Origin of the sequence: Streptomyces luteolifulvus (assembly GCF_008806595.1) — a bacterium.
Taxonomy (GTDB): Bacteria; Actinomycetota; Actinomycetes; order Streptomycetales; family Streptomycetaceae; genus Streptomyces; species Streptomyces luteolifulvus.
This window is the reverse complement of the sequence record NZ_VZRB01000014.1, coordinates 117,365-142,667: the sequence shown is the minus strand read 5'-3', so window position 1 is coordinate 142,667 and position 25,303 is coordinate 117,365. Positions and strand designations below refer to the sequence as shown.

Sequence of the window (25,303 nt, the reverse complement as noted above, 5' to 3'; positions counted from 1 at the left end):
CGAGGGCCCGCCCCGGCGCACCCCGTCGCGGGGACGGGCGCCCCACCCGGAGGGATGACCCCGTGACCATGACCTCAGTTCTCAGTCCGACGGCGACAGGCGTTCTGAGCCACACCGAGACCCTGCCGTGCGAGCCGGCCTCCGCGCGCCGCGCACGTATGCTCGTCTCCGAGGCTCTGGATGCCTGGGGCATGGGCGAGTTGGCCGAGTCCGGGACGCTGATCGTTTCTGAGCTGTTCAACAACACCGTGGACCACACGGGGTGTCGCGTGGTTCAGGTCCTCGTCCAGCGCAAGACGGACGACGTGATCCGGATCGGCGTTGCCGACCAGTGCCGGGACGCCCCGGAACCGGCCCGCCCCGGCCATTACGCCGAGGACGGCCGTGGCCTGATCCTGCTGGAGGAGCTGAGTTGGCGATGGGGCTACGACATGCATCACGGGGGCAAGCTCGTCTGGGCCGAATTGCAGGTGCCGGAGCAGGCTGATCTGGCGTACCTCCCCTACGGATCCTGCCCTCGGGCAAGCTGAATTGCGACGTGTACGAGACGGCGCGGCCCGGGGGGCCGGGCAGCGAAACGGGCACGCCGCGAGCGGACCCGGGCAGGGTTTCTGCCCTTGATGTGGCCGGACAACGCTTCGGGCTGCCGAAATACACATGTCGATACGGGCGTATTCGGTCACGGAACGCCTGATGTCACCCCTGGTCATGCAGCTGACAGCGCCTGTAGAAAATGCACATAAACCCGAAAGGGCCGGGCTCCGTCGCCTGCATGCGCGGCTGGCAGGCAGCGGCGATCGTCACCGACGACACCGGGCTGCGAGTCGCTGAAAGGCCTTCACCACCATCTCGTGGGGCCGTCGGCCAACCGGGTCTGACCCGCACCTCTCTACGCGCAACCACCGCTCGTACGACCCTGCCTGGGTCCCCCATGTCCTCGAACACCCGTGGAGTCAGCCGTGTCCGTCCGAAGAATCGCCCGTGCAAGGAGAAGCGCTCGCGTTGGGCTCGCCGCTGTGGCCGCCGGCTCACTGCTGGTCGCGTGCAGCGAGGTCGGCGGGTGGGGCTCCGGTGGCGGGGGCGAGACCATCAATGTGCTCATGGTCGGCAATCCGCAGATGCAGGACATCGCGAAGCTGACGGAGGACAGCTTCACGAAGGACACCGGTATCAAGGTGAACTTCACGATCCTTCCCGAGAACGAGCTGCGCGACAAGGTCACCCAGGACATTGCTACCCAGGCCGGCCAATACGACGTGGCCACCATCGGCGCCTACGAGGTGCCCATCTGGCACAAGAACAGCTGGCTGCACGAGTTGAGCTCCTACGCCGAGGGGGACTCCGGCTTCGACGAGAACGATCTGCTGGAGCCGATGGTGCAGTCGCTGTCGGGCGCCGACGGCAATCTGTACGCGCTGCCGTTCTACGGTGAGTCGTCGTTCCTCATGTACAACCGGGAGGTCATGGCGGAGAAGGGCATCGACGTGCCCCGGCGGCCGACCTGGCATCAGGTAGCCGACATCGCCGCCGAGGTCGACGGAGCGCGTCCCGGTATGAAGGGCATCTGTCTGCGCGGCCTGCCCGGCTGGGGCGAACTCGGAGCGCCGCTGACGACGATGGTCAACACCTTCGGCGGCACCTGGTTCACCAAGGACTGGAAGGCACAGGTCAACAGCAAGGAGTTCAGGGAGGCGACCAGCTTCTACGTCGACCTGGTCAGGAAGCACGGTGAGGTGGGTGCGCCGCAGGCCGGTTTCACGGAGTGCCTCAAGGCGATGAGCCAGGGCAAGGTCGCGATGTGGTACGACGCGACCAGCGCGGCGGGCTCGTTGGAGGACCCGAAGACCAGCAAGGTCGCGGGCAAGGTCGGTTACGCGCACGCACCCGTGGAGAAGACGAACAGCTCCGGCTGGCTGTGGGCCTGGGCGTGGGCGATGCCGAAGACCACCAAGAAGGCCGACGCCGCCTCGAAGTTCATGCTGTGGGCCTCCGGCAAGGACTACGAGAAGCTCGTCGGCGAGAAGCTGGGCTGGTCGCGTGTTCCCGCCGGAAAGCGGGCGAGCACGTATGCGGTCTTCGAGTACCGGAAGGCGTCCGCCGCCTTCGGCGACATCGCTCTGAAGTCCATCAAGCAGGCGCACCCCACCTCCCCCGGTGTGCAGCAACGACCCACGGTGGGCATCCAGTTCGTGGCCGTACCCGAGTTCCAGGATCTCGGTACCAAGGTGACGGAGGAGATATCCGCGGCGATCGCCGGCAGGACCAGCGTCGACCAGGCTCTGGAGAACGGCCAGAAGCTCGCGGAGGAAGTCGCCAGGAACTACCAGTGACCGGTATCGGTGGCGCAGGGTGTTGTCCAACTCCGAGCCCTCGTGGGCTTCACCGTCCGGGGCCCTGTTGTGGATTCGGGCACCGCAGTCGCGCCATTCGGTTGGCAGCAGATGGCGATCATGCTACTCAAACCGCGATGACCTGCAGAAATACAGAACTGGCCCCACACCCAAACGGGCAATATTCCCGAAGCAACGGGCGCATCACCTGGAGAAGTGCGGCTGTATAAATCCAGGGCGAGCACATACGGGCAGTGTTCGCCCGAAACGGAATGCCAGGGAGGTGCGTTCGCGAGTGAAAGCCGAAGAGCGGCAGCATCGGATCCTGGCTCTGGCACGTCTGAGCGGAAGAGTGGAAGTCTCGTCGCTGGCGGCCGACTTCCGGGTGGCACCGGAGACGATCCGCAGGGATCTGAACGATCTCGCGCGGGGCGGTCTCGTCCGGAGGAACCACGGCGGCGCCTACCCGGTGGAAAGCGCCGGGTTCGAGACGTCGCTCGCCCAGCGTGAAACCCATCACGTGGAGGCCAAACGCCGTATCGCCGCGGCCACAGTGCGCCTGCTCGGCGAGGCGGAAACGGTGTTCATCGACGAGGGCTACACCCACCGGCTCATCGCCGAAATGCTGCCCGCCGACCGGAATCTGACCGTGGTGACCGCCTCCCTGCCCACCGCCGCGGCGGTGGCGGAAGCCTCCGGGGCCACCGTGCTGCTGCTGGGCGGAAAGGTCCGCGGCCGCACCCTGGCCACCGTCGGATCCTGGACGAGCCAGATGCTGTCCAGCTTCGTCATCGACCTGGCGATCCTGGGAGCCAACGGCATCTCCCGCGAGGCCGGCCTCACCACACCCGACCCGGTGGTGGCCGACGTCAAAGCCCAAGCCATCCGCTCCTCCCATCGCAGGGTGCTGCTCGGAATTCACACCAAATTCGGAGCGCAGAGCTTCTGTCGATTCGCCAAGATCGGCGATTTTGAAACCATCATCACCGACACGGGCCTTTCCGCTGCCGAAGCCCACCGCTACTCCCTGCACGGACCCGACGTCATCCGGGTCTGAGCTCCCGCTCGAGCCGCCCGGCCGGGGCTGCTGATACCGCAGGTTGCTTTCAGCACGCCGCCATCGCTCGGGGCAGCCCCGTTTTCCACCCCGTCGTTTTCCCTCAAGAAAGGTGCTCCCATGCACACCAGACCCTCCAGGGCCAGACTGACGACCGCGGCTCTGACCGGCCTCACCTGCACCGCCTTGCTCGCCGGCTGCGCCGGCGCGGGAGGCAGTGGCGGGGACGACGGTGGCAAGACCGTGAACGTACTGATGGTCAACAACCCGCAGATGATCGACCTGCAGAAGCTGACCAAGGACCAGTTCACCAAGAAGACCGGCATCAAGGTCAACTTCACCGTGCTGCCGGAGAACGAGGTCCGCGACAAGATCACGCAGGATGTGGCCACCCAGGCCGGCACCTACGACGTGGTCACGGTCGGCGCGTACGAGGTCCCCCTGTGGGCCAAGAACGGCTGGCTGTCCCCCATGGACGACACGGTCGCCAAGGATGCCTCGTTCAAGCAGGACGATGTCTTCACGTCCATGACGGACGGGCTGCGCGGCGAGGACGGCAAGCTCTACGCCGAGCCGTTCTACGGCGAGTCGTCCTTCCTGATGTACCGCAAGGATGTCTTCGAGGCCAAGAACCTGACCATGCCGGACCGCCCGACCTGGAAGCAGGTCGCCGACCTGGCCGCCAAGGTGGACGGCGCCGAGAAGGGCATGAAGGGCATCTGCCTGCGGGGCAAGCCGGGATGGGGTGAGCTCGGAGCCTCCCTGACCACGGTGGTCAACACCGAGGGCGGCACCTGGTTCACCAAGGACTGGCAGGCCCAGGTCGACGGCGAAGGCTTCGCCAAGGCGGCCGAGCAGTACGTCGATCTCGTCCGCAAGCACGGTGAAGCCGGCGCACCACAGGCGGGATTCGCCGAGTGCCTCAACAACTTCACGCAGGAGAAGACCGCCATGTGGATGGACGCCACGTCGGCAGCCGGCCTGCTGGAGGACCCCGAGTCCCCGGTCGCCGGCAAGGTCGGCTATGCCCAGGCGCCCGTGACCGAGACCAAGGCCTCCGGATGGCTGTGGACCTGGGCCCTTGCCCAGCCGAAGGCCGGCAAGCACCAGGACGCCGGTGCCGAGTTCGTGAAGTGGGCCGCGAGCCAGGAGTACGAGCAGCTCGTCGGTGACAAGCTCGGTTGGGCCAGGGTTCCGGCCGGCAAGCGGAAGTCGACGTACGACAACCCCGAGTACCAGAAGGCCGCGGGCCCGTTCTACCAGGCCACTCTGACCGCCATCAGCGAGGCCGACCCGCGCAACCCCGGGACCCAGCCCCGCCCCACGGTCGGCGTGCAGTACGTGACCATTCCCGAGTTCCAGGATCTGGGCACCAAGGTCACCCAGGAGATCTCGGCCGCAATCGCCGGGCGCCAGTCGGTGAGCGATGCCCTCGACAAGGGACAGAAGCTGGCTGAGCAGGTTGCCGCCAAGTACCGGAACAACTGACCGCATTCCCCATCCCTTTGCGCGGCCCCCTTGCCCCTCGCACCGGGGCGAGGGGGCCGACGGAGCGGAGAGAACAAGTGAGTAGTGCCCTGATGCACAAGGCAAAACGTCCCACCGGGTCACATGCGGCCCAGGTACCTCGACAACGGCCGGGCCGGGCGAAGGCGTGGGCCACCCGCGCCCCGCTGATGCCCGCGCTGGTGTACATGGTGATCGTCACCCAGCTGCCGTTCGTCGCCACACTGGTGATCTCCTTCATGAACTGGGACGCCCTGCGGCCCGACGAACGAGGCTGGGCCGGGTTCACCAACTACAAGCTGGTCTTCACCGACCCGGACATGCGCGCCTCGGTGATCACCACGGTCTGGCTCACGGCCGGTGTGGTGCTGCTCAGCCTCCTGCTCGGGCTGGGTGTGGCGCTCCTGCTCGACCACAAGTTCCGTGGGCGCGGCGTCGTACGCACCATGCTGATCGCCCCGTTCCTGGTCGTCCCCGTCGCGGCCGCGCTGCTGTGGAAGCACGCTCTCTACAACCCCGAGTACGGGCTCCTCAACGGCACCCTGACCTGGATCTGGTCGCTGTTCGGCTCGGACTCCCCGCCACAGCCCGACTGGATCAGCGACCGACCGCTGACCGCGGTTGCCGTCTCCCTGATCTGGCAGTGGACCCCGTTCATGATGCTGATCCTGCTCGCCGGACTGCAGAGCCGCCCCATGGAGATCATCGAGGCGGCCCGGGTGGACGGCGCCAACGCCTTCCAGATCTTCCGCCATCTGACCCTGCCGCACCTGCGCCGGTATCTGGAGCTCGCGGCCCTGCTCGGGTCGATCTACATCGTGCAGAACTTCGACGCGGTGTTCACCATCACCTCGGGCGGGCTCGGAACCGCGAACCTTCCCTACACCATCTACCAGACCTTCTATCAGGCCCACGACTACGGTCGTGCCTCCGCAGCGGGCGTCGTGGTCGTCCTGGGCACCATCGTGGTGGCCACGTTCGCGCTTCGTCTGGTGTCGACGCTCCTGCGGGAGGAAAAGACCTCATGAGTGCCACCATGACCCGTCCCCGGCCCCTTCGGCGCCGCGAACCGCTTGTCAGGAACCACTCCAAGACCCTCGTAGGGCTGGCCGCCTGGACCGTAGGCCTGTTCTTCTTCGCACCGTTCGCCTGGATGGTCCTGACGTCGTTCCACAGTGAGACGGACGCCGCCACCAACCCGCCCTCGATCGCCGCCCAGCTGACCCTGGACGGCTACCGCGAGTTCTTCGGCGCCTCGACGGGGGCGAGCCCCTGGCCGGCTCTGATCAACTCCGCGACGGCAAGCGTGCTTTCCACCCTGCTGGTCCTCGCGCTGTCCATCCCCGCGGCCTACGCCCTGTCGATCAGGCCGGTGCGCAAGTGGTCCGACGTGATGTTCTTCTTCCTCTCCACCAAGATGCTTCCGGTGGTGGCGGGCCTGCTCCCGGTCTATCTGGCGGCCCAGAACCTCGGGATGCTGGACAACATCTGGCTCCTGGTCCTGCTCTACACGACCATGAACCTGCCGATCGCCGTATGGATGATGCGGTCGTTCCTCGCGGAGATCCCGGTGGCGATCCTTGAGGCCGCGGCCATCGACGGCGCCGGTCTGCCGACCGTCTTCCGCAGGATCATCATCCCGATGGCCGCGCCCGGCATCGCCGCCACCTCCCTGATCTGCTTCATCTTCAGCTGGAACGAAATGCTGTTCGCCCAGGTGCTCACCGGGGTCCAGGCTTCGACCGGGCCGGTCTTCCTGACCAGCTTCGTCACCAGCCAGGGCCTGTTCCTGGCCAAGGTCTGCGCCGCGGCCGTCGCTGTGTCCATCCCGGTTCTCATCGCCGGATTCGCCGCCCAGGACCGGCTGGTCCAGGGTCTGACCATGGGAGCCGTCAAGTGAAGGCCGCACTCATCACCGAACAGGGGACCATCGAGATGGTCACCGTGAACGATCCTGCTCCCGGCCCCCGAGAGGTCGTCGTGGCCGTGGCGGCCTGTGGCCTGTGCGGCACGGACCTGCACATCATGCAGGGCGAGTTCGCCCCCGAGCTGCCCATCATTCCCGGCCACGAGTTCGCCGGCGAGGTCGTCGCCGTCGGCCGCGACGTCACCGAACTGGCCGTGGGCGCCCGTGTCGCCGTCGATCCCTCGCTCACCTGCAACGAGTGCTACTACTGCCGCCTCGGCAGGAACAACCTGTGCGAGCGCTGGGCGGCCATCGGCGTCACGACCGCAGGCGGTGCGGCCGAATACGCCATAGCCCCGGTCGCCAACTGCGTCGTCCTGCCCGACCACGTCTCCACTCAGGACGCCGCCCTGATCGAGCCGCTGGCCTGTGCGGTACGCGGGTACGACGTCCTGCGCAGCCAACTGGCCAACCATGTGCTCATCTACGGCTCGGGCACGATGGGCCTGATGATGCTGGAGCTGGCCAAGCGCACCGGCGCCGCCGCCGTCGACATGGTCGACATCAACCCCGCACGTCTGGAAACCGCACGGACGCTGGGCTGCAGCAACGCCGTGACGTCGGCGGACGAGCTCGACATGCCCCGCGGCTGGGATCTCGTCATCGACGCCACGGGCAACGAGAGCGCGATCCAGGACGCCCTGGGCAGGGTCGGCAAGGGCGGAACGTATCTGCAGTTCGGCGTCTCCGACTACGCAGCGCAGGCGACGATCGAGCCGTACAAGATCTACAACCAGGAGATCACCATCACCGGATCGATGGCGGTCCTGCACAGCTTCGAGCGCGCCGCAGACCTCTTCGCCGCCGGCGTGCTCGACCCGGAGATCTTTATCAGCGACCGTCTGCCGCTTGCCTCCTACGGCGAGGCCATCAAGCAGTTCCAGGCGGGCGCGGGCCGCAAGATCCAGGTGCAGCCCGGCCTGGGTGTGTGAGCACCCCGGAGGCAGAACCAAGCCGCTCTCCGCGTCAGGCCTCCCCGCCCCTGGCGCGGAGAGCTCCTCCCTCAGGCGTGACCGGACACCGTCCTGCGGTGCTCGGTCAGTTCGAGATCGATGAACGCGCCGACCATGGCCCGCCACACGGCCTCGGCCACCTCGGGTGACAGGCCTGCGGATTCGGCCCGCAACCGGGCGGCGACGACGACGCGCTCGGCCCGGTCCGGGGCCCGCACGGCCTGTTCGTCCGTCTTGAGGAGCGCCGCGGCCCGCACCAGGCTCTGGCGCTGGGCGAGCAGCTCGACCAGCTCCCCGTCGAGGGTGTCGATCAGGGCACGGATCTCGGTCAATGACTGAGGAGCGGGGCTCGGCATGCCGTCATCATTCCATGCGGTGATCCTGGCAGCAGCCGTCCCTGACCATCTGTTCGGTGACCGCGTCCCAGCCCCGTTCCGGTGCCGTCCGTGCCGTCGGCCGGCTGAACGCCGTTTGAAGGTCCCGCCGTTCCTGCAGGACGCCGCCGCGGACCCCGCCGCTGGTGTGGATCAGTGCGTCGAAGTCCTGGAACAGGTCGCCGTCGACGAGTGTCAGGTCGGCCGGCTTGCCCGGTTCGACCGTGCCGAGGTCACGGTCCACTCCGAAGACGCGGGCCGGGGTGCGGGTCAGTCGGTGCCGAGCAGCAGCTGTCCTCCACCGCGCGCGACCCGGCGGTAGGTGTCGATCTCCCTTTCCAGTACGGCCAGTTTGCGTGGTTCCTCCCAGGCCGCCTTGGCCGGTTGCGGGCGAGGGGGAGTCGCGGCGGCGGGTGCCGCGAGACCGCCGAAGAGCAGCGCGCCGGTCAGGGCTGATCCCGAGGTGGCGCGCAGGAACTGTCTGCGGGGCACAGCGGGGGGCATGGGTCTCGCTTCTCCTGGTCGGGGAGGGGCGGTTGCCCCGCACGCGCGGGCATCCCGTAGTACGCGGCGAGGGCGGCGCACGAGGCGACGGCCCCGCACAGCAGCCATACCGTGTCGCTCATCAGGGCCCAGGCGGCGACACCCGCGGCGGGACCCACGGCGGAGCCGATGCCGAACGTCGCCTGCGCGGCACCCAGGTACCGGCTGCGGTTCTCGGGGTCGGCGGCCAGTGCGGGATAGGCGGTCATGGTCGGGGAGCCGATGATCTCGCCCACGGACCACACCACGGTGGCCGCGACGAGTCCGGCGACGCCCAACGGCAGTGCGTAGGCGGTGAGTCCGGCCCCGACGGCCAGGATGCCGGTGACGGCGGCGATCCGGGCGGACCAGCGCTGCACCTTCCTCGTCACCACCAGCTCGCACAGGATCACGATGGCACCGTTGACGGCGACGAGGCTGCCGTACACGAACGTGTCGAAGCCGTGGGCGCGCACGGCGAGCGGCAGTGTCGACAGGTACTGGGTGTAGACGGCGGAGAAACCGAGGATGGCGGCCAGGAACAGCACGAAGGAGCGGTCGCGCAGCACCGCGCGGTAACCCGTGGCCCGGTCCGGGGGTCGGGGCGCGGTCCTGGCCGCCCGGCCCATGGCCGCGGGGCGGTCGGCCGGCAGCGACCGCAGGCCCAGCACGGCGACGCAGAGGGCGGCGGCCGCCTCCCCCCAGAAGAGCAGCGTGTACGAGTGCGCGACGAGTGCGGCGCCGATGAGCGGGGCGGCGGTGGTGCCGATGTTGGTGGCGAGCCGGTACATCGCGAAGACCATGACGCGGCGCTGCTCGCCGGTGAGCCTGCTGACGAGTTCCGCCGAAGCGGGCCGGTAGACCTGGCTCGCCGCCCCGGCGCCGGCCGCCAGCAGCATCATCACGGGGTACGACGACGCGCACAGCAGCGCGGCCGTGAGCACGGCGGTGAGCGCCATCGAGGACACGATGGACAGGCGGACGCCGATGAGACCGATGAGCCAGCCACCCAGGAGGATGCCGGCGACCGCGCCCGCGCCGTGCGCGGCGAGCGCGAACCCGGCCTGCACCTCGGGGAATCCGCGCGCGACCATGAAGAGGACGAGGAAGACCTGGAGGAAGCCGCCGAGCCGGTTCACCATGATCCCGGCGATCACCACCCTCACCGGGAGCGGCGCCTCGCGCCAGGTCTGTCCTATGCCGACCGCCTCGGCCTCGGTGCTGGGTGCCGACTCCTCCACGCTCATCGCGGCACGGCGACCGGTGACGCGGCCGGTTCCAGATGGACGGCCTGCTCGGCGGTATCCAGGATCCGCCGGCAGGCGTCGGCGGTGTCGGCCGTGGCGACGAGCATGGCGTAGCGCCCGGTGTGCGAGGCGGGCGGGAGTTCCAGGACATGGCCGGGCCGGGCGACCACGCGGGCGATGTCGGTGCCGACGGGCAGCCGGTCCCGCTCGATGGTGACCTGCCCGACGACAGTCTCCACCTCCGGGTACAGGAAGCGGACGGCGGCGGCGCCATGACGGGGGGTGCCCGGTCGGGGCCGCTGCCCGAGGGCCAGCCGGGCGGCGGCGGGACCGGCGTCCCAGCCGGTGGCGAGCAGGCCCAGGTAGGAGATGAAGTCGCCGCCGCTGCGGGCGTTGACCTCGATCAGGGCGGGGCCTCGGGCGGTCAGACGCCATTCCGAGTGGGTCCAGCCGTGGGTGATGCCGACGGCGGCGTGCACGGTGGTCAGCGCGCGCAGCAGCGCGGCGTCCGTGAGCAGCGGGTCGGCCGCCGCGACGCTGTGGCCGACCTCCTCGAAGCTCGGCGGCGGGCTGAGTTCCTTGCGGGCGACGAAGAGCGGGGTGACCTCGCCGTCCCAGATCAGGCAGTCGACGCTGATCTCCGGCCCGTCGAGGTACTCCTCGATGAGCACGGGCCGTTCGAAACGCTCGCGGACCTCGGTCATGGTGGTGCCGCGGATCTCCGGGAAGATCGCGGCGAGTTCCTCGCGGGTGCGGGCCATCCGGGTGCCCGTGCTGCCGACCAGCGCCCGCGGCTTGACCACCACGGGGTAGCCGGTTCCGGCGGCCGCCGCGCACGCCTCGTCCAGCGTGGACACGGCGGTCGAGCGGGCCTGCGGTCCCCCGGCCGCCGCGACAGCCAGTCGGGTCAAGTGCTTGTCCCGGCAGGTCAGTACGGCCTGCGGAGACAGGCCGGGCAGGCCGAGGGCGTCGGCGACCCGGGCGGCGGACAGGATGCGGGTCTCGTCCCAGCACAGGATCGCGTCGGCACCGACCGGGCGGGCGGCGTGGGTCATGGCCTCGGCGTCCAGGGTGTCCACCAGGGTGTGGCCGGTGATGAACGGGGACTCCCAGTCGGCCTCACGGTCGGAGAACAGCCAGATCCGGTACTCGCGGGCCACGGATTCCAGCAGGTGGCCACGGGTCTCCTGATCCATGGGGCTGATCAGGACCAGCAGCGGCGCGGAGGGCGGAGGCGAGGAGAGGGAGGGCATCGGCGGTGCGCCTTTCGGTGGGCGGGACTGCGGGCCCGCAGGGGTCGGCGAGCGGGCGGCGGGCCGCGTGGTCAGGGCGCCGCGAGCTTGGCGGAGGTCTCGGCCCAGCGGGCGAGCAGCTCGGTGGCCGCCCCGGAGTCGATGGCCGCGGCGGCCCGGCCCAGCTCGTCCCCGATCCGCGTGGCCAGGGGGCGGCGGGCCACGTCCGGGTCGGTCACGGCGGCGAGCGCGGTGAGTGCCGCGGCCGCCGACAGCAGCACCGCGTCCCGGACCGGGCCGGGCCGGGCGGCGAACAAGGCGCGTGCGACCTGCGCGTTGTGACGTGCGTCGGCTCCGCGCAGGGCGTCGGCCGGGGCACGGCCGATCCCGACGTCCCGGGGGTCGAAGACGCTCTCGTGCACCGCGCCGCCGTGGACGCTCCACACGCGGGAGGTGGTGGTGACGGTGAGTTCGTCGAGTCCGTCCTCGCCGTGGAAGACGAGTGCGCTCTCCCCGCGCCGCGCGAGGACGCGGGCGAGCAGCGGGGCGCGGTCCGGGAAGGCCACACCGACGGCGTGTGCGGCCGGACGGGCCGGGTTGGTCAGCGGGCCGAGCAGGTTGAGCACCGTGGGGACGCCCAGTTCACGGCGGGCCGGGGCGGCGTGCCGCAGAGCGGGGTGGAACTGCTGGGCGAAGCAGAAGGTGATGCCGAGTTCTGTACCGATCCCGGCGACCTGATCCGGCGTCAGATCGAGCCGGACGCCGAGCGCTTCGAGGGCATCGGCCGAGCCGGAGGCGGAGGAGGCGGCCCGGTTGCCGTGCTTGACGACCCGCGCCCCGGCCGCGGCGGTCACGACGGCGGCCATGGTGGAGATGTTGACCGTGCCGGCCCGGTCGCCGCCGGTGCCCACCACGTCGACCGTGGGGCCGGGTATCTCGACGGGCAGGGCGTGGGCGCGCATGGTGTCGGCCAGGCCGAGCACCTCGGCGGCCGTCTCCCCCTTGGCGCGCAGGGCGATGAGGAGTCCCGCCAGTTGGACGGAGGTGGCGGATCCGGTCATCACCTGGTCCAACGCCCAGGCGGTGTCGGACGCCTGCAGGTCGTGCCTGTCCAGCAGCGAGGCGATCAGGTCCGGCCAGGTTCTGGTGCTTTCACGGACTGTCACATCCCGCAGTCTGCCGAGCGGGAAAAGACCGGCACCAGACCAGTCGACCGGCTCGCCACCGGACCAATCCCGGTCGGCTGTACGTTCGTTGCGTCCGTAGAATGGAGGACAAGGGGGAGATATGACATGGCACGTCATGCTGGAGGTCGTGCGGGACGGACCGGTCCCGCTCGGCGCGCAGATCGCCGACCAGGTACGGCATCAGGTGGAACGGGGGCTGTTGAAACCGCACACGAGGCTGCCGTCCAGTCGGCAGCTGGCGCAGGACCTGCGGGTCTCGCGCAGCGTGGTGGTGGAGGCCTACGAGAAACTCACCGGTGAGGGCCTGCTGGAGTCGGTGCGCGGCTCGGGTACCCGGGTGGCGGCGCACGCGGACACCCGGATCAGGAAGCCAGTGGTGCTGGTCGACCGGGCGATCCCGCCGGTGCGGTTCAACCTGCTGCCGGGCACGCCCAACCCGGTGACGTTCCCGCACCGCGAGTGGGGCGCCTCCTACCTGCGGGCGCTGGAGTCGACCCGCTGGCAGGGCCTCGGCTATCCCCCGCTGCTCGGACTCGACCAGTTGCGCACGGAGTTGGTCGCCTACCTCGGCCGGGTGCGGGGGGTGCTCGGCAGTCCCGACGACACGATGGTGACCGGCGGCTTCGCGCACGCTCTGGGGCTCGTCTGCGCCGCGCTGCGCGAACTGGGCATCGACCGACTGGCGGTGGAGGACCCCAGTCATGACCGGCAGCGGCAGTTCATCGAGGAGAACGACATCCGGACGGTGGCGGTGCCGGTGGGCCCGGAGGGGCTGGAGATCGAGCCGCTGTACGCGAGCGGCGTACGGGTCGTCCTGGTCACGCCCTCGCACCAGTTCCCGTTGGGGGTGCCCATGTCGCCGCAGCGCCGGGAGGAGCTGGTGCGCTGGGCCCGGGACATCGATGGCTGGATCATCGAGGACGACTACGACGGCGGGCTGTGGCTGGAGCAGCGCTGCCGGCACCTCGCGTTGCAGCCGACCGGTCCCGACCGGGTGATCTACGCAGGCACGGCGAGCAAACTCCTCGCGCCGGGGCTGCGGTTGGGCTGGATGGTGCTGCCGCCGGAGCTGACCGCGGTGATGGAGCGGGTGCGGGTGCGCCGGGACCTTGGCTGCGACGGCCTGATGCAACTGGCGTTCGCGGACTTCCTGCGCAGCGGGCTGCTGGACGGACATCTGCGCAAGATGCGGACCCGATACCGTTCGCAGCACGGCAGGCTGATGCGGGCCGTGGAGCGGTATCTGCCCGTCGCCACACTGGTCGGTCCGGTCGCCGGACTGCATGTGTTCGCGGCGCTGCCGGCCGGCTTGGACGAGGAGGCGCTGGTGACGCAGGCGCTGCAGCTGTCCGTGCTGGTCAAGGGCGGCCGGGTCTTCCACGACCGGCCACACACCGCTCGGCCCGGGCTGGTGCTGGGGTACACGGCCCTGGGCGAGTCGGGCATCGAGGAGGCGGTCCGACGGATCGGGCAGGCCTATGAACGGCAGCCCGGCGGGGTCCGTCGGGCCTCCTGAACTCCGGCCGCTTGCAGGTCAGTTGAACGGGGACAGGACCGGGCGGGCCCGGACCCAGGGGCCGGGTGCGGCCGTCTCCGCGCTGCGGTGTTGCGGCAGCAGGGAGCGGTCGGCGTCGAACAGGCGGTCCTGGTAGAAGCTGCGCAGATACGGGGCGCCGGAGGTGCCGCCCGAGCCGGTGGTCTGCGCCGGCAGATAGCGCATGGCGACCCCGTAGTGGATCTTCCGCCAGGCGTAGAGCTCCTGGTCGAGGCGGTGGGCGGCGTCCAGCACGCGTCGTCCCGCCGCCTCGTCGGGCACCCGGTGCAGCAGGTCCCTCAGCGGCTCGAAGTCCGGGTTATGGTGCAGCAGGACGTAGGCGTTCTCGGTGGCCTCGTGCAGGGCCTGCACCTTCTCGGGATGCACGCCGAGCAGATGGATGTGCAGCAGCTGGGTGGGGAACGCCTGGACGGCGCTGGCGTCGCCGGTCGCGGCCCGGAAGCCGTGGAAATGCTCCACGGGCATCGTCCGGCGCATCACGAGCAGGGCCTCGGTCTGTGCGGCGGCCAGGGCCGCGGCCCGGTCGAGGCACTCGCTCGCGTACTCCCACCGCTCGGCCCGCAGCCACTCGGCGGCGGACATCACCCGGGCCAGCACGCCCCAGGTGGTGGCTTCGACGAGATGGATCACCCGCAGGAAGGTGACCTCGTCGTGCTGGGTGGTCTGCGGGAGGACGGTCAGGTGTTCCAGTATGTTCGCGCGCCAGTGGGGCGTCAGATAGTCGCGCAGGCGGCGGGGCGGTGTGGCCGCGGCGGGCCGCAGCGCCGGTGCGCGGCCGCCGGTCAGCGACACCAGCGCATCCAGCCGTACGATGCGCTCGCCCAGCAGTGCCGGATCGGGCAGGGCGTCCTGTGCCCATGTCTCGGTGCCGTCGACGGTGCGCTGCTCATAGGCCCGCCAGCCGGACGCGATGGCCCGGACGGCCTGCCAGCAGGCGCGTTCCACTGCACTGTCCGGGGCGTGCCCGCGGGTGCCGAGCGCATGGTTGAGCAGCCGTACGTTGCCGTAGGGCTGGTAGCGCTTGCCGCGCCGGTCCAGTGGTCCGCCGCCCCGGGCGGCCACCTGCTCGGGGCTCTCGCCCTCGGGCAGGGCGAGTTTCCATTCCGACTGGAAGACGAGTTCGGCCAGGCGCAGAACGGCACGCTCCTGGCGGCTGAGCCGGTCCCCGTCGAGGGCGAGGATGACGGTCACATCCTCGTAGGCCTCGGCCATCCAGGCCCGCAGTGCGGGGTCGAGCCGGTCGCGGCCCACGCTCCTGGCGTGGTCGATGTAATCCGCTGTGTCGAAGTCGAGCAGGGCACGCAGTGCGGCGGTGGTGCGCAAGACAGAAACCCCCCATGGGCGCCCCGGGGGGCGCTCGTTCTGTGTCGCTGTATACGGTCTGTCGGCTCAGCCGTGGCCGGGGCCGGTGACCGCGTAGGGTGCGGCCCGGCAGTCGGTGCCGGTGTCGGGCGGGAGTTGGTCGAGGATCTCCAGGCGGGATTCGGCCTCGGCCGCCAGTGCCCTCGCCGTGTCGGCGAAGTGGTCGTCCAGCTCGCCGGGAGTGGGGGCGCGATGGGCCTGCGGCCCTCCGGCCGGCGGGGAGGTGCCCGGGATCGGGGTCGCCTCGGGTCGGACAAGCCAGTCCTCGCCGATATGGGTGTTGACGCACCTGGCCACGGCACGCGCCGCCGCCAGGTCCTGCGGCGGGTAGGGGCCGACGACGTCGGTCGCGCCGAGGACGAGCAGTTCGGCGGTGCGGACCGGGTCGCAGCCGTGTGCGAGGCGCAGTCCCGCGATCCGTCGGGCCAGCGGGCCCAGGGCCGCGAGGTCGGCAGGGCGGTAGAAGTGCGTGGTCTGCGGGGAGCAGCCGGCGGCGGTGAACTCGGCGAGAACGCGGTGCTGTTGAGTGGCGGTCGCGGGGATCCGTACGAAGACCCCTCCGATGTACTGGCGTTGCCAGCGGGCCGTGGCCCGGTGCAGCTCCGAGGGACCGGTGGGAGCGGCTGCGGCGCACACGAGGATGCGCCGCTGGTGCCTGCTGGGCAGGCAGCCGTGGGGCAGGTCCGCACGCTCCACGGCCGCCGCCGGACCGGCCGACGTGGTCACAGCACAACCTCCTGGACGTCGGGGACCGATCCGGTTTCCCTCAGGAGATCGGTCAGGACCCGCACCCCGGTGTCGAAGTCCCTGATGTCCAGGCCAGGTGCGTCGTAGACGGTGAAGACCAGGTGGCGGGAGGACTTGGTGACGCTGGTACGCCGGTCGGGGCCCTGCGGCACCGAGGCGACGATGCCGGTCGCGTCGCGGACCACGGGCTCGTCCTGGGAGCAGGTCACCGTGGAGCGGAACCCGGTGAAGGTCTCGCCCTGCGCGGCCCAGTCGAAGTGCAGTCCGCCGTCGACGGCTTCGGCGTCCTGGACCCCCATCAGCACACCCGTCGTGAGCTCGCCGTACAGCAGGGCGTCGACCGCCGGGCCGATCGCCGGCAGGCCCTTGCGGCGGGCCGCGGCGATCTGGCCGGGCAGCGGGCAGATGATGTCGTACGTGGCGAACCACCGGGCGTAGACCTGTGCGACCTCGTCCGCGCGGTCGTAGACGTCCCCGGGGCGCTCGGCGAGTGCCTGGCGCCGCCGGGCGAGTTGGGCGGTGAGGGCAGCGGTGTCGACCGCTGCGGCGACGGCGGCGAAGCGGGTCAGCTCCGCCGCTCCGGACGGCTTGGTGCCTGCGCTCAGTGCCGGCACGTTCAAGGCAGTCTCCCGTTGTTCGTTGCCGGATGTATTCCGGTCGGTGATCGGCTCAGTGCGTACGCACCCGTCCGGCGCGTTCGTTGCGGTCGTGCGGGGGCAGCACGGGCTCACCGGTGGTGTCCGCATGACGCCGCAGCAGAAGGATCATGTCGAGCATCCGCTGCACCATCCGCTCCACCGCCTCCAGACCCTCGGTGTCGCTCAGTTCGGGTGCCCTGGAGGTGTTGCGCAGCACGGCGGGGAAGCCGCTGCCGACCAGGATCATCCGGTTGAGCAGCAGGTTGTCCACGAGCTGGTTGTGCACAGAGCCCTCGCTGTAGCGACGGCCCGTGACAATGATCCCGCCGACCTTGTTGGCGAGCGGTCTGTCGAACCGCAGGAAGCCGACACCCGCCCGTTCGATGAAGATCTGCATGAGGTGGGCGAGACCGAAGCCGTGCACGGGGGTCGCGTAGATGATGCCGTCGGCGCGCTTCATCTCCGCGATGATCTGCGGCATGGCGTCGGGCAACGCGCACGGGTCGTCACGGTAGTTGCAGTCGCCGCACGGGCTGCACGGCGACACGCGGTGGTCGCGCAGATGGATCGTCCGGAAGTCGGCGCCGCGCAGCGCGACCAGACCGGCCGCGTGCTCCAGTGCCAGGTCGGTGTTGCCGCCTGCCCGTTCGGAGCCGCATATACCGAGGACGACGGGTCGTTGTTCCTGCAAGGTCTCCCCCAACGTGTCGGCGGGTCAGCGGGTGTCGGCGACCAGCGCGGGCTCCTCGCGGGTCCGGACACGGGCCACGGCGAAGGCGGTCACCAGGGACAGCGCGGCCAGACAGCCGCCGGCCACCCCGAGGGTGTCGGGGGCATGGGTGCCGCCGGTGCGTACCACCTGCCCGCCGAGGAAGCCGCCCAGCGAGATCCCGAGGAAGGTGGCCGAGGAGTTCAGTGACAGCAGCAGCGGCCCGGACGTCGGTGCGATGCCGAACAGGCGGTGCTGCTGGGGCGGTTGGGTGGCCATCGCGGCCAGGCCCCAGAGCGCCATCGCCACCACGGCACCCATCGCCGTGGAACGGGTCAGCGGCAGGGTGACGAGGACCGCGGCGAGGCCGGCGACGGAGACGGCGAGCACCGGACTCGCGCCGTACCGGTCCGTGGCGCGCCCGCCCAGCACCGTGCCCGCGATCGCGGTGACGCCGAACGCCAGCAGAAGCAGGGCGAGGTCCGAGCCGTCGCCGTCGGTGACGGGGTCCAGGATCAGCCCGATGTAGGTGAGCGCCAGGTAGCCGCCGGTCATGAACAGCAGGGTGGTGCCCACCGTGAGCAGCACGCGTGGGTCGCGCACCGGGGCGAGCCGGGCAGCAAGGCCGGGCGCGGCCGGCAGCCGTACCTGAGGCAGGCCGAGGGCCACCGCGGCCGCGCACAGCAGGCCCAGTGCGGACAGCAGCCAGAACGTGGAGCGCCAGCCGAGGTCGGCGGCGACCCAGGTGCCGAAGGGAACTCCGGCGACGGTCGCGGCGGACAGCCCGCCGAGGACGACTGCCAGGGCCCTGCCCCGCTGTTCGGGCGCCGACAACGCGCCGGCGGACGCGGAGGCCGCGGGAACGTAGAGCGCGGCGCAGGCGGCGGTGAGCACCCGGGCGGCCAGCAGCGAGCCGAGACCGGGGGCGAGGGCGGAGGCGGCGTTGCCCACGGCGAAGCCGGTCAGCGACACCACGAGGACGACACGCCGCTCCCAGGCTCCGGTGAGCGCGCCGAGCACCGGCGCGAACACGGCGTAGGTGAGGGCGAAAAGCGTGCTGATCCAGCCGGCGTCGGCGGGGCTGACCCGCAGATCGGTGGCGACCTCCGGGAGCACGCCGGCGACCACGAAGGTGTCCGTGCCGATGGCGAAGGCTCCCACGGCGAGCAGCGGCAGGACGGGCAGCCGGTTCTGAGTACGTGTCATCGGACCGCTCCTGCCGGGGTGGGGTAGGCCTCGAGGCTGCCCGCGACGGTGTCGCCGCCGAGGAGGACCGTCTCGATGCCGCCGGTCCGGCTGAGCACCGTGATGTCCTCGGCCGGGTCGTCACCGGTGATGACGAGGTCCGCCAGCCGTCCCGGCTGGACCGTGCCCGCGTCGTCGCCCCGGCCCGCCAGGCGCGCCCCGTTGGTGGTGGCCCAGGTGAGGACCGTGGCGGCCGGGATGCCCGCCATCGACACGTAGGCCTCCAGTTCCTCCGCGTAGGTGCCGTGCGGGGTCCAGGCGAAGCCGAAGTCGTCGCCCGCCACGACCGGGATGCCCATCTCGACCATCAGCGGCAGGATGCGCAGGGTGTTGTCGATCTCCGCCTGGAACTCCAGGCTTTCCAGGTAGTCGGTTGTCTTGCCGTGCCGGGTCCCGGTGGTCAGCAGCTTGTGCGGCTGGAACAGGCTCGGCACGACGAAGATGCCGCGCTCGGCGATGGCCTCCAGTGCCGCGTCGTCGGCGTACGTGGCATGATCGATCACGTCGACCTCGGCGGCTATGGCGTTGCGGATGCCGTCAAGTCCCCGCGAATGGGCGCGGATACGCGCGCCGTACTCATGGGCGGTGCGGCTCGCGATCTTCAATTCCTCCGCGGTGAAGAGCAGTTCATGGGAGCGCCCGTTGGGGAAGGTGTCGTCGCCCGAGGAGAAGACCTTCACGATCTCGGCGCCCTGGGAGATCTCCGTGGCCACGTACTCGGCCATCTCCTCCGGAGTGTCCGCGAGCCGCATCAGGTCGGTCGGGATGCGCTTCTTCACCTCCGGGTTGCGCCGCTCGGGCGGCCCGGAGACCATCAGGTCGCGGCTGCACGGGGTGATCCGGGGTCCGCGCAGCCGACCGGAGTCGACGGCCTTGCGCAGCGCCATGTCGATGCCGGCGACCGAGCCGGCGCCCACGAAGGCGGTGTAGCCGAGGGAGAGCAGCCGGGTGGCGTTCTCGGCGGCGGCCAGGGTGACCTCGGGGACGGAGTACTTGAACAGCATCTCCCGCCCGTCGAGGATGTTCAGATAGGCGATGTGGGTGTGCCCGAGCGTCATGCCGGGCATCACGGTGCGGCCGTCGAGGTCGACAACCCGCACCTCGGGTGAGTGCAGCGGCGCGAGGTCCTCGGGCAGCACCGCCTCGATGCGGTCGCCGTCGATCAGCACGCTGCGCCGGGGCACCGACGCCTTGCCCAGTCCCTCCTGGACGATGGCGCGGTGCAGCAGAGTCTTGCGGGGCATGGGTGAGTCTTCTCCCGTCCTTCACAGGGGGGACGGTTCGGCGTGGCCGAAGACCGTCCAGACGATTTCGGCGCCGGGTCTGCGGGCGACCCAGCTCAGGCCGTGGGCGAGGACGCCCGGCGCATTGGTCACGGCCAGGTCGGCGCCACCGGCTGCCAGGATCTCGGCGGCGTGCTGGGTGGAGTCGGCGTCGACCCAGCGCACCTCCCGCCCGCTGAGCGCGGCGGGCACCACCTCGGCGTAGATCCGCCGGACCTCCCACATGGCCGCCACCCTGACCGGTCCGCGGCCCGCCTCCGACACCGTCTCCGTCGCCATCTCCATCTCCGTCTCCGTCCCCGTCTCCGGCGGCGCCGCGATCCCGTACTCGGGGGTCGCCTGCGGGAAGAACGCCACCAGACGCAGGTCACGGTGCCAGTGGAAGCGGGTCAGGCCCTGGTAGGCGCTGGGTACGAGCGCGTACTCGACCTTCCGGTCGACCAGCGCCGCCAAGACGTCGTCGAAGGTGTCGAAGAGCCTGATGTGCAGGCCGTGGCGCTCCACGAGCAGTCCTGCGGCGAGGTGGCTGGAGGTTCCGGACGGGCCGAGCGTGCCCAAGGTGCTGCCGGGGCGGCGGGACCAGCGCTCGGTCAGGCTGTTCCAGCGCTCCGTGTACTCCTCGGCGAGACGCCGCGCCGTGTCAGCGCTCATAGCCGCGGTTCGCCGCCATCTTCCGGGCGACCTGGGTCTCGTGGTCGGGTGCGGTGCGCCGATCGACGATACGGGCGGCCTTCCAGCTGACGAAGGCGCCGGTGCTGACGATGGGGTCGAGGCCGTCGCTGAGTTCGATGGTCACCGGTACCCCGAGCGCCTCGGCGGCCCGCGCGCGGACCTGGTCGGCCAGCACGTCCGGATCCTCGACCAGGTCCTTGAGCAGTTCCAGGCGGACGGTGAGCCGGTCGCGCCCGTCTGTGTCCCGCTCGATGACGACCTGGTACCCGGCGGAGCCGGTCACCCCGTTCAGCACGGCGGTCTCGATCTGTCCCGCGGTGAACTGCCGGCCTCCCAGCTCCAGCCGGTCCAGGGTGCGGCCGACGATGCGCACGACGTCACCGGGCATCTCACAGTCGCAGTCGGAGGGTTCGACGACGACGGCGTCGCCGGTGCGGTAGCGCACGAGCGGCTTGACCCCGTCCACCAGCATGGTCACGGTCAGTTCTCCGCTGCCGTGCGGGCCGTGGGAGTCGCCGGTCTCGGGGTCCACGACCTCGATGAGGTAGTTCGTCTGGGACAGGTGCATCCGCTTGTTCCGGCAGGCCGTCGCGATGACGAAGGCCTCCTGGGAGCCGTAGAGGATGTTGTAGACGTCGGCTCCCCACACGGACTCCAGGTTGTGGGCCAGTGCGGGTGTGCACATCTCGCCGGTCACGAAGAGCAGTTTGACCGCGAAGTCGCGGCGCAGGTCGTAGCCGTAGTGCTCGGCGGCCTTGGCCAGGGTCAGCGCCACCCCGGGCGTGCAGCAGACGACCTCCAGCTGAAGGTCCCTCATCAACTGCAGGGCCTTGGGGAAACCGATCACCGGGGAGTAGGGCCATATCTTGGCGTTCATCGAACCGGTGTTGCGGGCGATGTCGCCGAGAGTGTCGCCGAAGGAGTGGACCTCGGTGGGCCCCATCAGCCCGATGCGCGGCCGATGGTCGCCGAAGTGGTGCCGGAAGATCGACGCCCACGATTCGGTGACATGGGCGTTGCTGGCGACGACCTCCCGGCCGTCGCGCGGACACGGGGTGGCGGGGCCGGTGGTGCCGGTGGTCTCGTAGAAGAAGACCGCCTCGGCCAGCGGGCGGCTGAGCACGTCGAGCATTTCGCTGCGCAGGTCGTTCTTGGTGGTGAAGGGCAGGTCGGCCAGGGTTGCCGGGGTGACGGCGTCCAGGTCCACTCCGCTCAAGTGCCGGGCGTAGAAGGGCGATCCGTCGCGGACCTGGGCAAGTACGGTGCCCAGTTGGCGGGCGCGCCAGTCGTCGAGTTCGTGCTGGGTGAGGGTGCGGGCGTAGAAGGCCTCGTGGAGGGCGAGGTAGCGGGTGGCGAACTCCGCCGCGGGGCCCTGGGTGGGCAGCCACATGGACTTGGGTCCTCTCTGTCGGGTCGCGCATGCGTCGGGAAGGAGGCGGCCGGCCGAGCGCGGGGCAGCGCCGTGCGGGCATGGCCCGTCCTCGGCGGGAGGCTTCCCGGCGGGCGGCTCGATGGAATCGGTGGTTGGCTCGGTGAGGGTTCCTGACGCGGGCGCGTCGGACGAGAGTTGCGACAGGGCAGGCGCGGGTGTGCCGACCGGGCGCTGCGAGTCGGGGTGGGCGCTCCGGAGCGGCGCGGCCGGAGGCTGCGCGTCCGGTGTGCTCAGGGGCGGGCGGTGTGCTCAGGGGCGGGCGCTCAGTGCAACCCGCCGTTGACGTCCAGGACGCTCGCCGTGACGTAGTGGGCGTCGGCTCCGGTCAGGTACCGCACCGCTGAGGCGACCTCAGCGGCTGCGCCGAATCTGCCCAGTGGGATGCGGGCGCGGTACTCCGCGGCGCGCTGGGCGGGGATGCGGGCGGCCATCGGGGTGTCGATCAGCCCGGGTGACACGGCGTTGACGCGGATGCCGTGCGGCGCGAGGGACCGGCCCAGGCTGTGGGTCAGCGCGATCACGGCGCCCTTGGAGGCTCCGTAGGCGGTGTCGGGGCTGCCCGACTGACCGCTGATGGATGCGATGTTGACCACGCTGCCGGGGCGGTCCGCCGCGATCAGCGCGCGGGCCAGCGCCTGGGTGGCGAAGAAGGCAGCGCCGACGTTGACGTCGAGGACGCGCCGGTAGTCCTCGGGTGTGTAGTCCAGGAAGTCTCTGGCCTCGTAGATCCCCGCGTTGTTGACCAGCGACTCGGGCAGCCCGTGCTCCTGCTCGATCCGCCGGAAGAGTGCGGTGACCGCCTCGGGGTCTCCGAGGTCGGCGACCAGCTCGGCATGGGCCGCCGGGTCCGCCCCGGCGGTCCGGTCCACGGACACCACCCGGTGGCCCGCATCGGCCAGCGCGGCCGTGACCGCGCGCCCGATGCCTCCCGCGCCGCCGGTGACGACTGCCACCGGCGACGGTGTTCCTCTCGTCGTGCTCACTTGTGTTCCCCCCGTGGATACTGCCGTGTGCCGTGCCGGCGATTCAGCGGACCGCCGTGGTGCGTGTTCGCTCGAGGAAGTTGCCGAAGAGCCGCAGGCCGTCGTCGGTCATCACGCTCTCCGGGTGGAACTGCACCCCTTCGACCGGCAGGGTGCGGTGCCGCAGTCCCATCACGTAGCCGTCGTCGAGCGAGGTCGCCGAGACCTGCAGGTCCCCCGGCAGCGGGTCGGTGACGATCAGCGAGTGGTAGCGGGTCACCGTCAGCGGTGCCGCCACCCCGGTGAAGACGCCTTCCCCGTCGTGCGTCACCGGGCTGGTCTTGCCGTGCATCAGGTTCTGCGCGACGGAAATTCGTCCGCCGTAGGCCAGGCCGATCGCCTGGTGCCCGAGACACACGCCGAGCAAGGGCACCCGGCCGGCGAACGCGTGCACCAGCTCGACGTGCCCGGAGTCGGCCGGGTGACCGGGGCCCGGGCCGAGCACCACGGCATCGGGCTCGGTGCCACGGAGCTCCTCGACCGAGCGGGTCCGGGAGCGGACCACCTCGGTCTGCGCGCCGAGCATCATCAGGTACTGGTCGATGATGTGGCTGAAGCTGTCGTACGCGTCGACGAGCAGGACTTTCACGGCAGCAGTTCCTCACCGGTCAGCGCCCAGTAGGTGGCGCTCATCTTGGCCAGGGTCTCCCGCCATTCCCCCGCGGGTGTGGAGTCGGCGACGACACCGGCCGACGCCTGGGTGGAGTACCGGCGGCCGTCGTGGACGGCCGTGCGGATGCACAGGGCGAGCATCGCGAAGCCTCGCACGTCGACCACGCCGAGCGCTCCGGCGTAGATGCCCCGGGTGTCGTCCTCGATGTCGTTGATGATCTCCATGGCGCGCAGCTTGGGTGCGCCGGTCATGGTGCCCGCCGGGAAGGTGGCACAGACGGCCGACCAGATGTCCGTGGCAGCGGTGATCCGTCCGGTCACGGTCGACACCAGGTGATGCACATAGGCGAACGGCTCGACCTCCATCATCGAGGTGACGTCCAGCGTGCCCGGCACGCAGACCCGTCCGATGTCGTTGCGGCACAGATCGACGAGCATGACGTGCTCGGCCTGCTCCTTGGCACTGGCCCGCAGTCCGGCGACGCGCCGGGCGTCCTCGGCCGGGTCGGCGGCGCGCGGTGCGGTGCCGGCGATGGGGCGCATCGAGAGGGTGTCGTTCTCGATCCGGATGAACAGCTCGGGGCTCGCCCCGATCACCGTACGACCGGCCCACGGGACCAGGTACATGTACGGGGAGGGGTTGCGGTGGCGCAGTCTGCGGTAGACCTGGCCGGGTGTCAGATCGGTCTCGACGTCGATGCGGTGACCGATCTGGATCTGGTAGCTGTCGCCGACCTGGATGTGGCGCAGGCAGCGGTCCACCCGCTTGGCAAAGGTCTCCTCGTCCACGGAGTCCCGCACGGTCCGCGGGGCCGGTGCCGGGGGCACGTCCGCGTCACCGGCGGGTGGCGACGCGGCCTCGGCGAGGACGTCCTCCAGGGGCCGACCGGTGTCCGCCGGCCATGCGCCGGACCGCGCCGAGAGGTGCCGGACCGTGCCGGTGGGCACGTCGTACCAGAGGGTCTCCCGGAACAGGGCGAGGGTGCAGCGCGGCAGGCCGGCCTCGTCCTGGCTCTGCGGCAGCTGCTCCATGCTCCACGCGGCTTCGTAGGACAGCGTGGTGAGGAATCCGAAGGCGAAGGTGTCGGCGGGCACATCGGTGTCCACCTCGAAGGCGTCCTGCACCCGGCGCAGGATCTCCCAGACCTCGTCCGGCCCGGACACCGCCCACACCCGGGTACCCGACCCGTCGGCGGCCGAGCGGCTCGGACCGGCCGCCAAGGCGTCGGACAGCGCGTCGGCGAGCTCCGGACCGGCGGTGAGCTCCACCCTGTCGGCGTAGACGCGCAGTTCGGCAAGGAGGCCCCAGCCGACGGCAGCCGAGAGCCGGTCCTGCTCCGGCCCGTCCAGGCTCTCCAGCAGGTACACATCGCCCTGTCGACGGGTGCGGGACAGTGCCTCGTACACGCGCAGGGGGTCGCTGGGTCCGCGGGCGGTGGACTCCACCTGGACCCGGAGGCGCCCTGCGCGCTGGGGTTCCCCCCGCCCGGTCGTACTCGGTACTGACAACAAGGACACCTAAGAGAGCCTTTCGTACTGCGTCCGCCGTCACCGTGGCGGGCACACCTTCCGTACGACAGACTTCACCAAACCGGGCACCTCACGGTCCATACCACTTGGGTGACTGGGGAGGGGACCATTCTCGGCATCCG

Annotated in this window: 25 protein-coding genes; 8 read left to right on the top strand and 17 right to left on the bottom strand. The window is 70.5% G+C overall.

The window, feature by feature from the left end; all coding sequences use genetic code 11:
* The first annotated feature begins 68 nt into the window (after window positions 1–68).
* The 7 genes from F7R91_RS21345 (at window position 69) to F7R91_RS21315 (ending at window position 7,791) form a co-directional block, all read left to right on the top strand.
* A complete protein-coding gene (locus tag F7R91_RS21345; RefSeq protein ID WP_191971578.1) occupies window positions 69–530 on the top strand; it encodes an ATP-binding protein in 462 nt (153 codons plus the stop codon).
* A gap of 429 nt (window positions 531–959) precedes the next feature.
* On the top strand, window positions 960–2,330 hold the full coding sequence (locus tag F7R91_RS21340) for an ABC transporter substrate-binding protein (RefSeq protein WP_408056052.1): 1,371 nt from the start codon (window positions 960–962) through the stop codon (window positions 2,328–2,330).
* A gap of 295 nt (window positions 2,331–2,625) precedes the next feature.
* Window positions 2,626–3,387, top strand: coding sequence for a DeoR/GlpR family DNA-binding transcription regulator (locus F7R91_RS21335; RefSeq protein ID WP_150950683.1), 762 nt, complete (start codon window positions 2,626–2,628; stop codon window positions 3,385–3,387).
* Between the two features lie 120 nt (window positions 3,388–3,507).
* Window positions 3,508–4,875, top strand: a complete 1,368-nt coding sequence (locus tag F7R91_RS21330; protein ID WP_150950682.1) for an ABC transporter substrate-binding protein — start codon at window positions 3,508–3,510, stop codon at window positions 4,873–4,875.
* A 92-nt stretch (window positions 4,876–4,967) separates the two neighbouring features.
* Complete coding sequence (locus tag F7R91_RS21325; protein WP_150950681.1) at window positions 4,968–5,921, top strand: carbohydrate ABC transporter permease; 954 nt, start codon at window positions 4,968–4,970, stop codon at window positions 5,919–5,921.
* On the top strand, window positions 5,918–6,793 hold the full coding sequence (locus F7R91_RS21320; RefSeq protein ID WP_150950680.1) for a carbohydrate ABC transporter permease: 876 nt from the start codon (window positions 5,918–5,920) through the stop codon (window positions 6,791–6,793). Before F7R91_RS21325 ends, F7R91_RS21320 begins: the two co-directional genes overlap by 4 nt.
* Window positions 6,790–7,791: a zinc-dependent alcohol dehydrogenase family protein gene (locus F7R91_RS21315; RefSeq protein ID WP_150950679.1), complete on the top strand. Its 1,002-nt coding sequence runs from the start codon at window positions 6,790–6,792 to the stop codon at window positions 7,789–7,791. The genes F7R91_RS21320 and F7R91_RS21315 overlap by 4 nt, the downstream gene beginning before the upstream one ends.
* 71 nt (window positions 7,792–7,862) lie before the next feature.
* Here the strand turns inward: F7R91_RS21315 and F7R91_RS21310 are convergent, their stop codons facing one another.
* The 6 genes from F7R91_RS21310 to trpD all read right to left on the bottom strand — a co-directional run bounded on the left by F7R91_RS21310 (window position 7,863) and on the right by trpD (window position 12,353).
* The gene (locus F7R91_RS21310) at window positions 7,863–8,144 is read right to left on the bottom strand and encodes a chorismate mutase (RefSeq protein WP_225320724.1); all 282 of its coding nucleotides are present in this window, start codon (window positions 8,142–8,144) and stop codon (window positions 7,863–7,865) included.
* A 31-nt stretch (window positions 8,145–8,175) separates the two neighbouring features.
* Window positions 8,176–8,460, bottom strand: coding sequence for an amidohydrolase family protein (locus F7R91_RS42845; protein ID WP_225320731.1), 285 nt, complete (start codon window positions 8,458–8,460; stop codon window positions 8,176–8,178).
* Window positions 8,457–8,678, bottom strand: coding sequence for a hypothetical protein (locus tag F7R91_RS42840; protein ID WP_225320732.1), 222 nt, complete (start codon window positions 8,676–8,678; stop codon window positions 8,457–8,459). Before F7R91_RS42840 ends, F7R91_RS42845 begins: the two co-directional genes overlap by 4 nt.
* Window positions 8,633–9,955 carry an MFS transporter gene (locus F7R91_RS42835; protein WP_150950677.1) on the bottom strand — a complete coding sequence of 441 codons (1,323 nt, stop codon included), beginning with the start codon at window positions 9,953–9,955 and terminating at the stop codon, window positions 8,633–8,635. Before F7R91_RS42835 ends, F7R91_RS42840 begins: the two co-directional genes overlap by 46 nt.
* The gene (locus tag F7R91_RS21295; RefSeq protein WP_225320723.1) at window positions 9,952–11,208 is read right to left on the bottom strand and encodes an ATP-grasp domain-containing protein; all 1,257 of its coding nucleotides are present in this window, start codon (window positions 11,206–11,208) and stop codon (window positions 9,952–9,954) included. The genes F7R91_RS42835 and F7R91_RS21295 overlap by 4 nt, the downstream gene beginning before the upstream one ends.
* Window positions 11,209–11,279: 71 nt before the next feature.
* On the bottom strand, window positions 11,280–12,353 hold the full coding sequence (trpD, locus tag F7R91_RS21290; RefSeq protein ID WP_225320722.1) for an anthranilate phosphoribosyltransferase: 1,074 nt from the start codon (window positions 12,351–12,353) through the stop codon (window positions 11,280–11,282).
* A gap of 121 nt (window positions 12,354–12,474) precedes the next feature.
* Here trpD and pdxR point away from each other — a divergent pair, with 121 nt between their 5' ends.
* Window positions 12,475–13,890, top strand: coding sequence for a MocR-like pyridoxine biosynthesis transcription factor PdxR (pdxR, locus tag F7R91_RS21285; RefSeq protein WP_150950675.1), 1,416 nt, complete (start codon window positions 12,475–12,477; stop codon window positions 13,888–13,890).
* 18 nt (window positions 13,891–13,908) lie between these two features.
* Here pdxR and F7R91_RS21280 read toward each other — a convergent pair whose 3' ends face one another.
* From F7R91_RS21280 to F7R91_RS21230, 11 genes are all read right to left on the bottom strand, one after another.
* Window positions 13,909–15,252: a recombinase family protein gene (locus F7R91_RS21280; protein ID WP_150950674.1), complete on the bottom strand. Its 1,344-nt coding sequence runs from the start codon at window positions 15,250–15,252 to the stop codon at window positions 13,909–13,911.
* A 66-nt stretch (window positions 15,253–15,318) separates the two neighbouring features.
* Window positions 15,319–16,017, bottom strand: a complete 699-nt coding sequence (locus F7R91_RS21275) for a hypothetical protein (RefSeq protein WP_150950673.1) — start codon at window positions 16,015–16,017, stop codon at window positions 15,319–15,321.
* Window positions 16,014–16,652, bottom strand: a complete 639-nt coding sequence (locus tag F7R91_RS21270; RefSeq protein WP_225320730.1) for a phenylalanine--tRNA ligase beta subunit-related protein — start codon at window positions 16,650–16,652, stop codon at window positions 16,014–16,016. The genes F7R91_RS21275 and F7R91_RS21270 overlap by 4 nt, the downstream gene beginning before the upstream one ends.
* A 55-nt stretch (window positions 16,653–16,707) precedes the next feature.
* Window positions 16,708–17,367, bottom strand: a complete 660-nt coding sequence (locus F7R91_RS21265) for a flavodoxin family protein (RefSeq protein WP_150950671.1) — start codon at window positions 17,365–17,367, stop codon at window positions 16,708–16,710.
* 24 nt (window positions 17,368–17,391) lie between these two features.
* A complete protein-coding gene (locus F7R91_RS21260; RefSeq protein ID WP_150950670.1) occupies window positions 17,392–18,591 on the bottom strand; it encodes an MFS transporter in 1,200 nt (399 codons plus the stop codon).
* Window positions 18,588–19,874: an amidohydrolase family protein gene (locus F7R91_RS21255; RefSeq protein WP_150950669.1), complete on the bottom strand. Its 1,287-nt coding sequence runs from the start codon at window positions 19,872–19,874 to the stop codon at window positions 18,588–18,590. The genes F7R91_RS21260 and F7R91_RS21255 overlap by 4 nt, the downstream gene beginning before the upstream one ends.
* Window positions 19,875–19,895: 21 nt before the next feature.
* Window positions 19,896–20,564 carry a prephenate dehydratase gene (locus F7R91_RS21250; protein WP_150950668.1) on the bottom strand — a complete coding sequence of 223 codons (669 nt, stop codon included), beginning with the start codon at window positions 20,562–20,564 and terminating at the stop codon, window positions 19,896–19,898.
* Window positions 20,554–21,975 (bottom strand): phenylacetate--CoA ligase family protein, encoded by a 1,422-nt coding sequence (locus tag F7R91_RS21245; RefSeq protein WP_150950667.1) that lies wholly within the window; start codon window positions 21,973–21,975, stop codon window positions 20,554–20,556. Before F7R91_RS21245 ends, F7R91_RS21250 begins: the two co-directional genes overlap by 11 nt.
* 305 nt (window positions 21,976–22,280) lie before the next feature.
* Window positions 22,281–23,000: an SDR family NAD(P)-dependent oxidoreductase gene (locus F7R91_RS21240; protein ID WP_150950666.1), complete on the bottom strand. Its 720-nt coding sequence runs from the start codon at window positions 22,998–23,000 to the stop codon at window positions 22,281–22,283.
* A gap of 43 nt (window positions 23,001–23,043) precedes the next feature.
* Window positions 23,044–23,628: an anthranilate synthase component II gene (locus tag F7R91_RS21235; protein WP_150950665.1), complete on the bottom strand. Its 585-nt coding sequence runs from the start codon at window positions 23,626–23,628 to the stop codon at window positions 23,044–23,046.
* The gene (locus F7R91_RS21230; protein ID WP_225320721.1) at window positions 23,625–25,097 is read right to left on the bottom strand and encodes an anthranilate synthase component I family protein; all 1,473 of its coding nucleotides are present in this window, start codon (window positions 25,095–25,097) and stop codon (window positions 23,625–23,627) included. The genes F7R91_RS21235 and F7R91_RS21230 overlap by 4 nt, the downstream gene beginning before the upstream one ends.
* Between the last annotated feature and the right edge of the window lie 206 nt (window positions 25,098–25,303).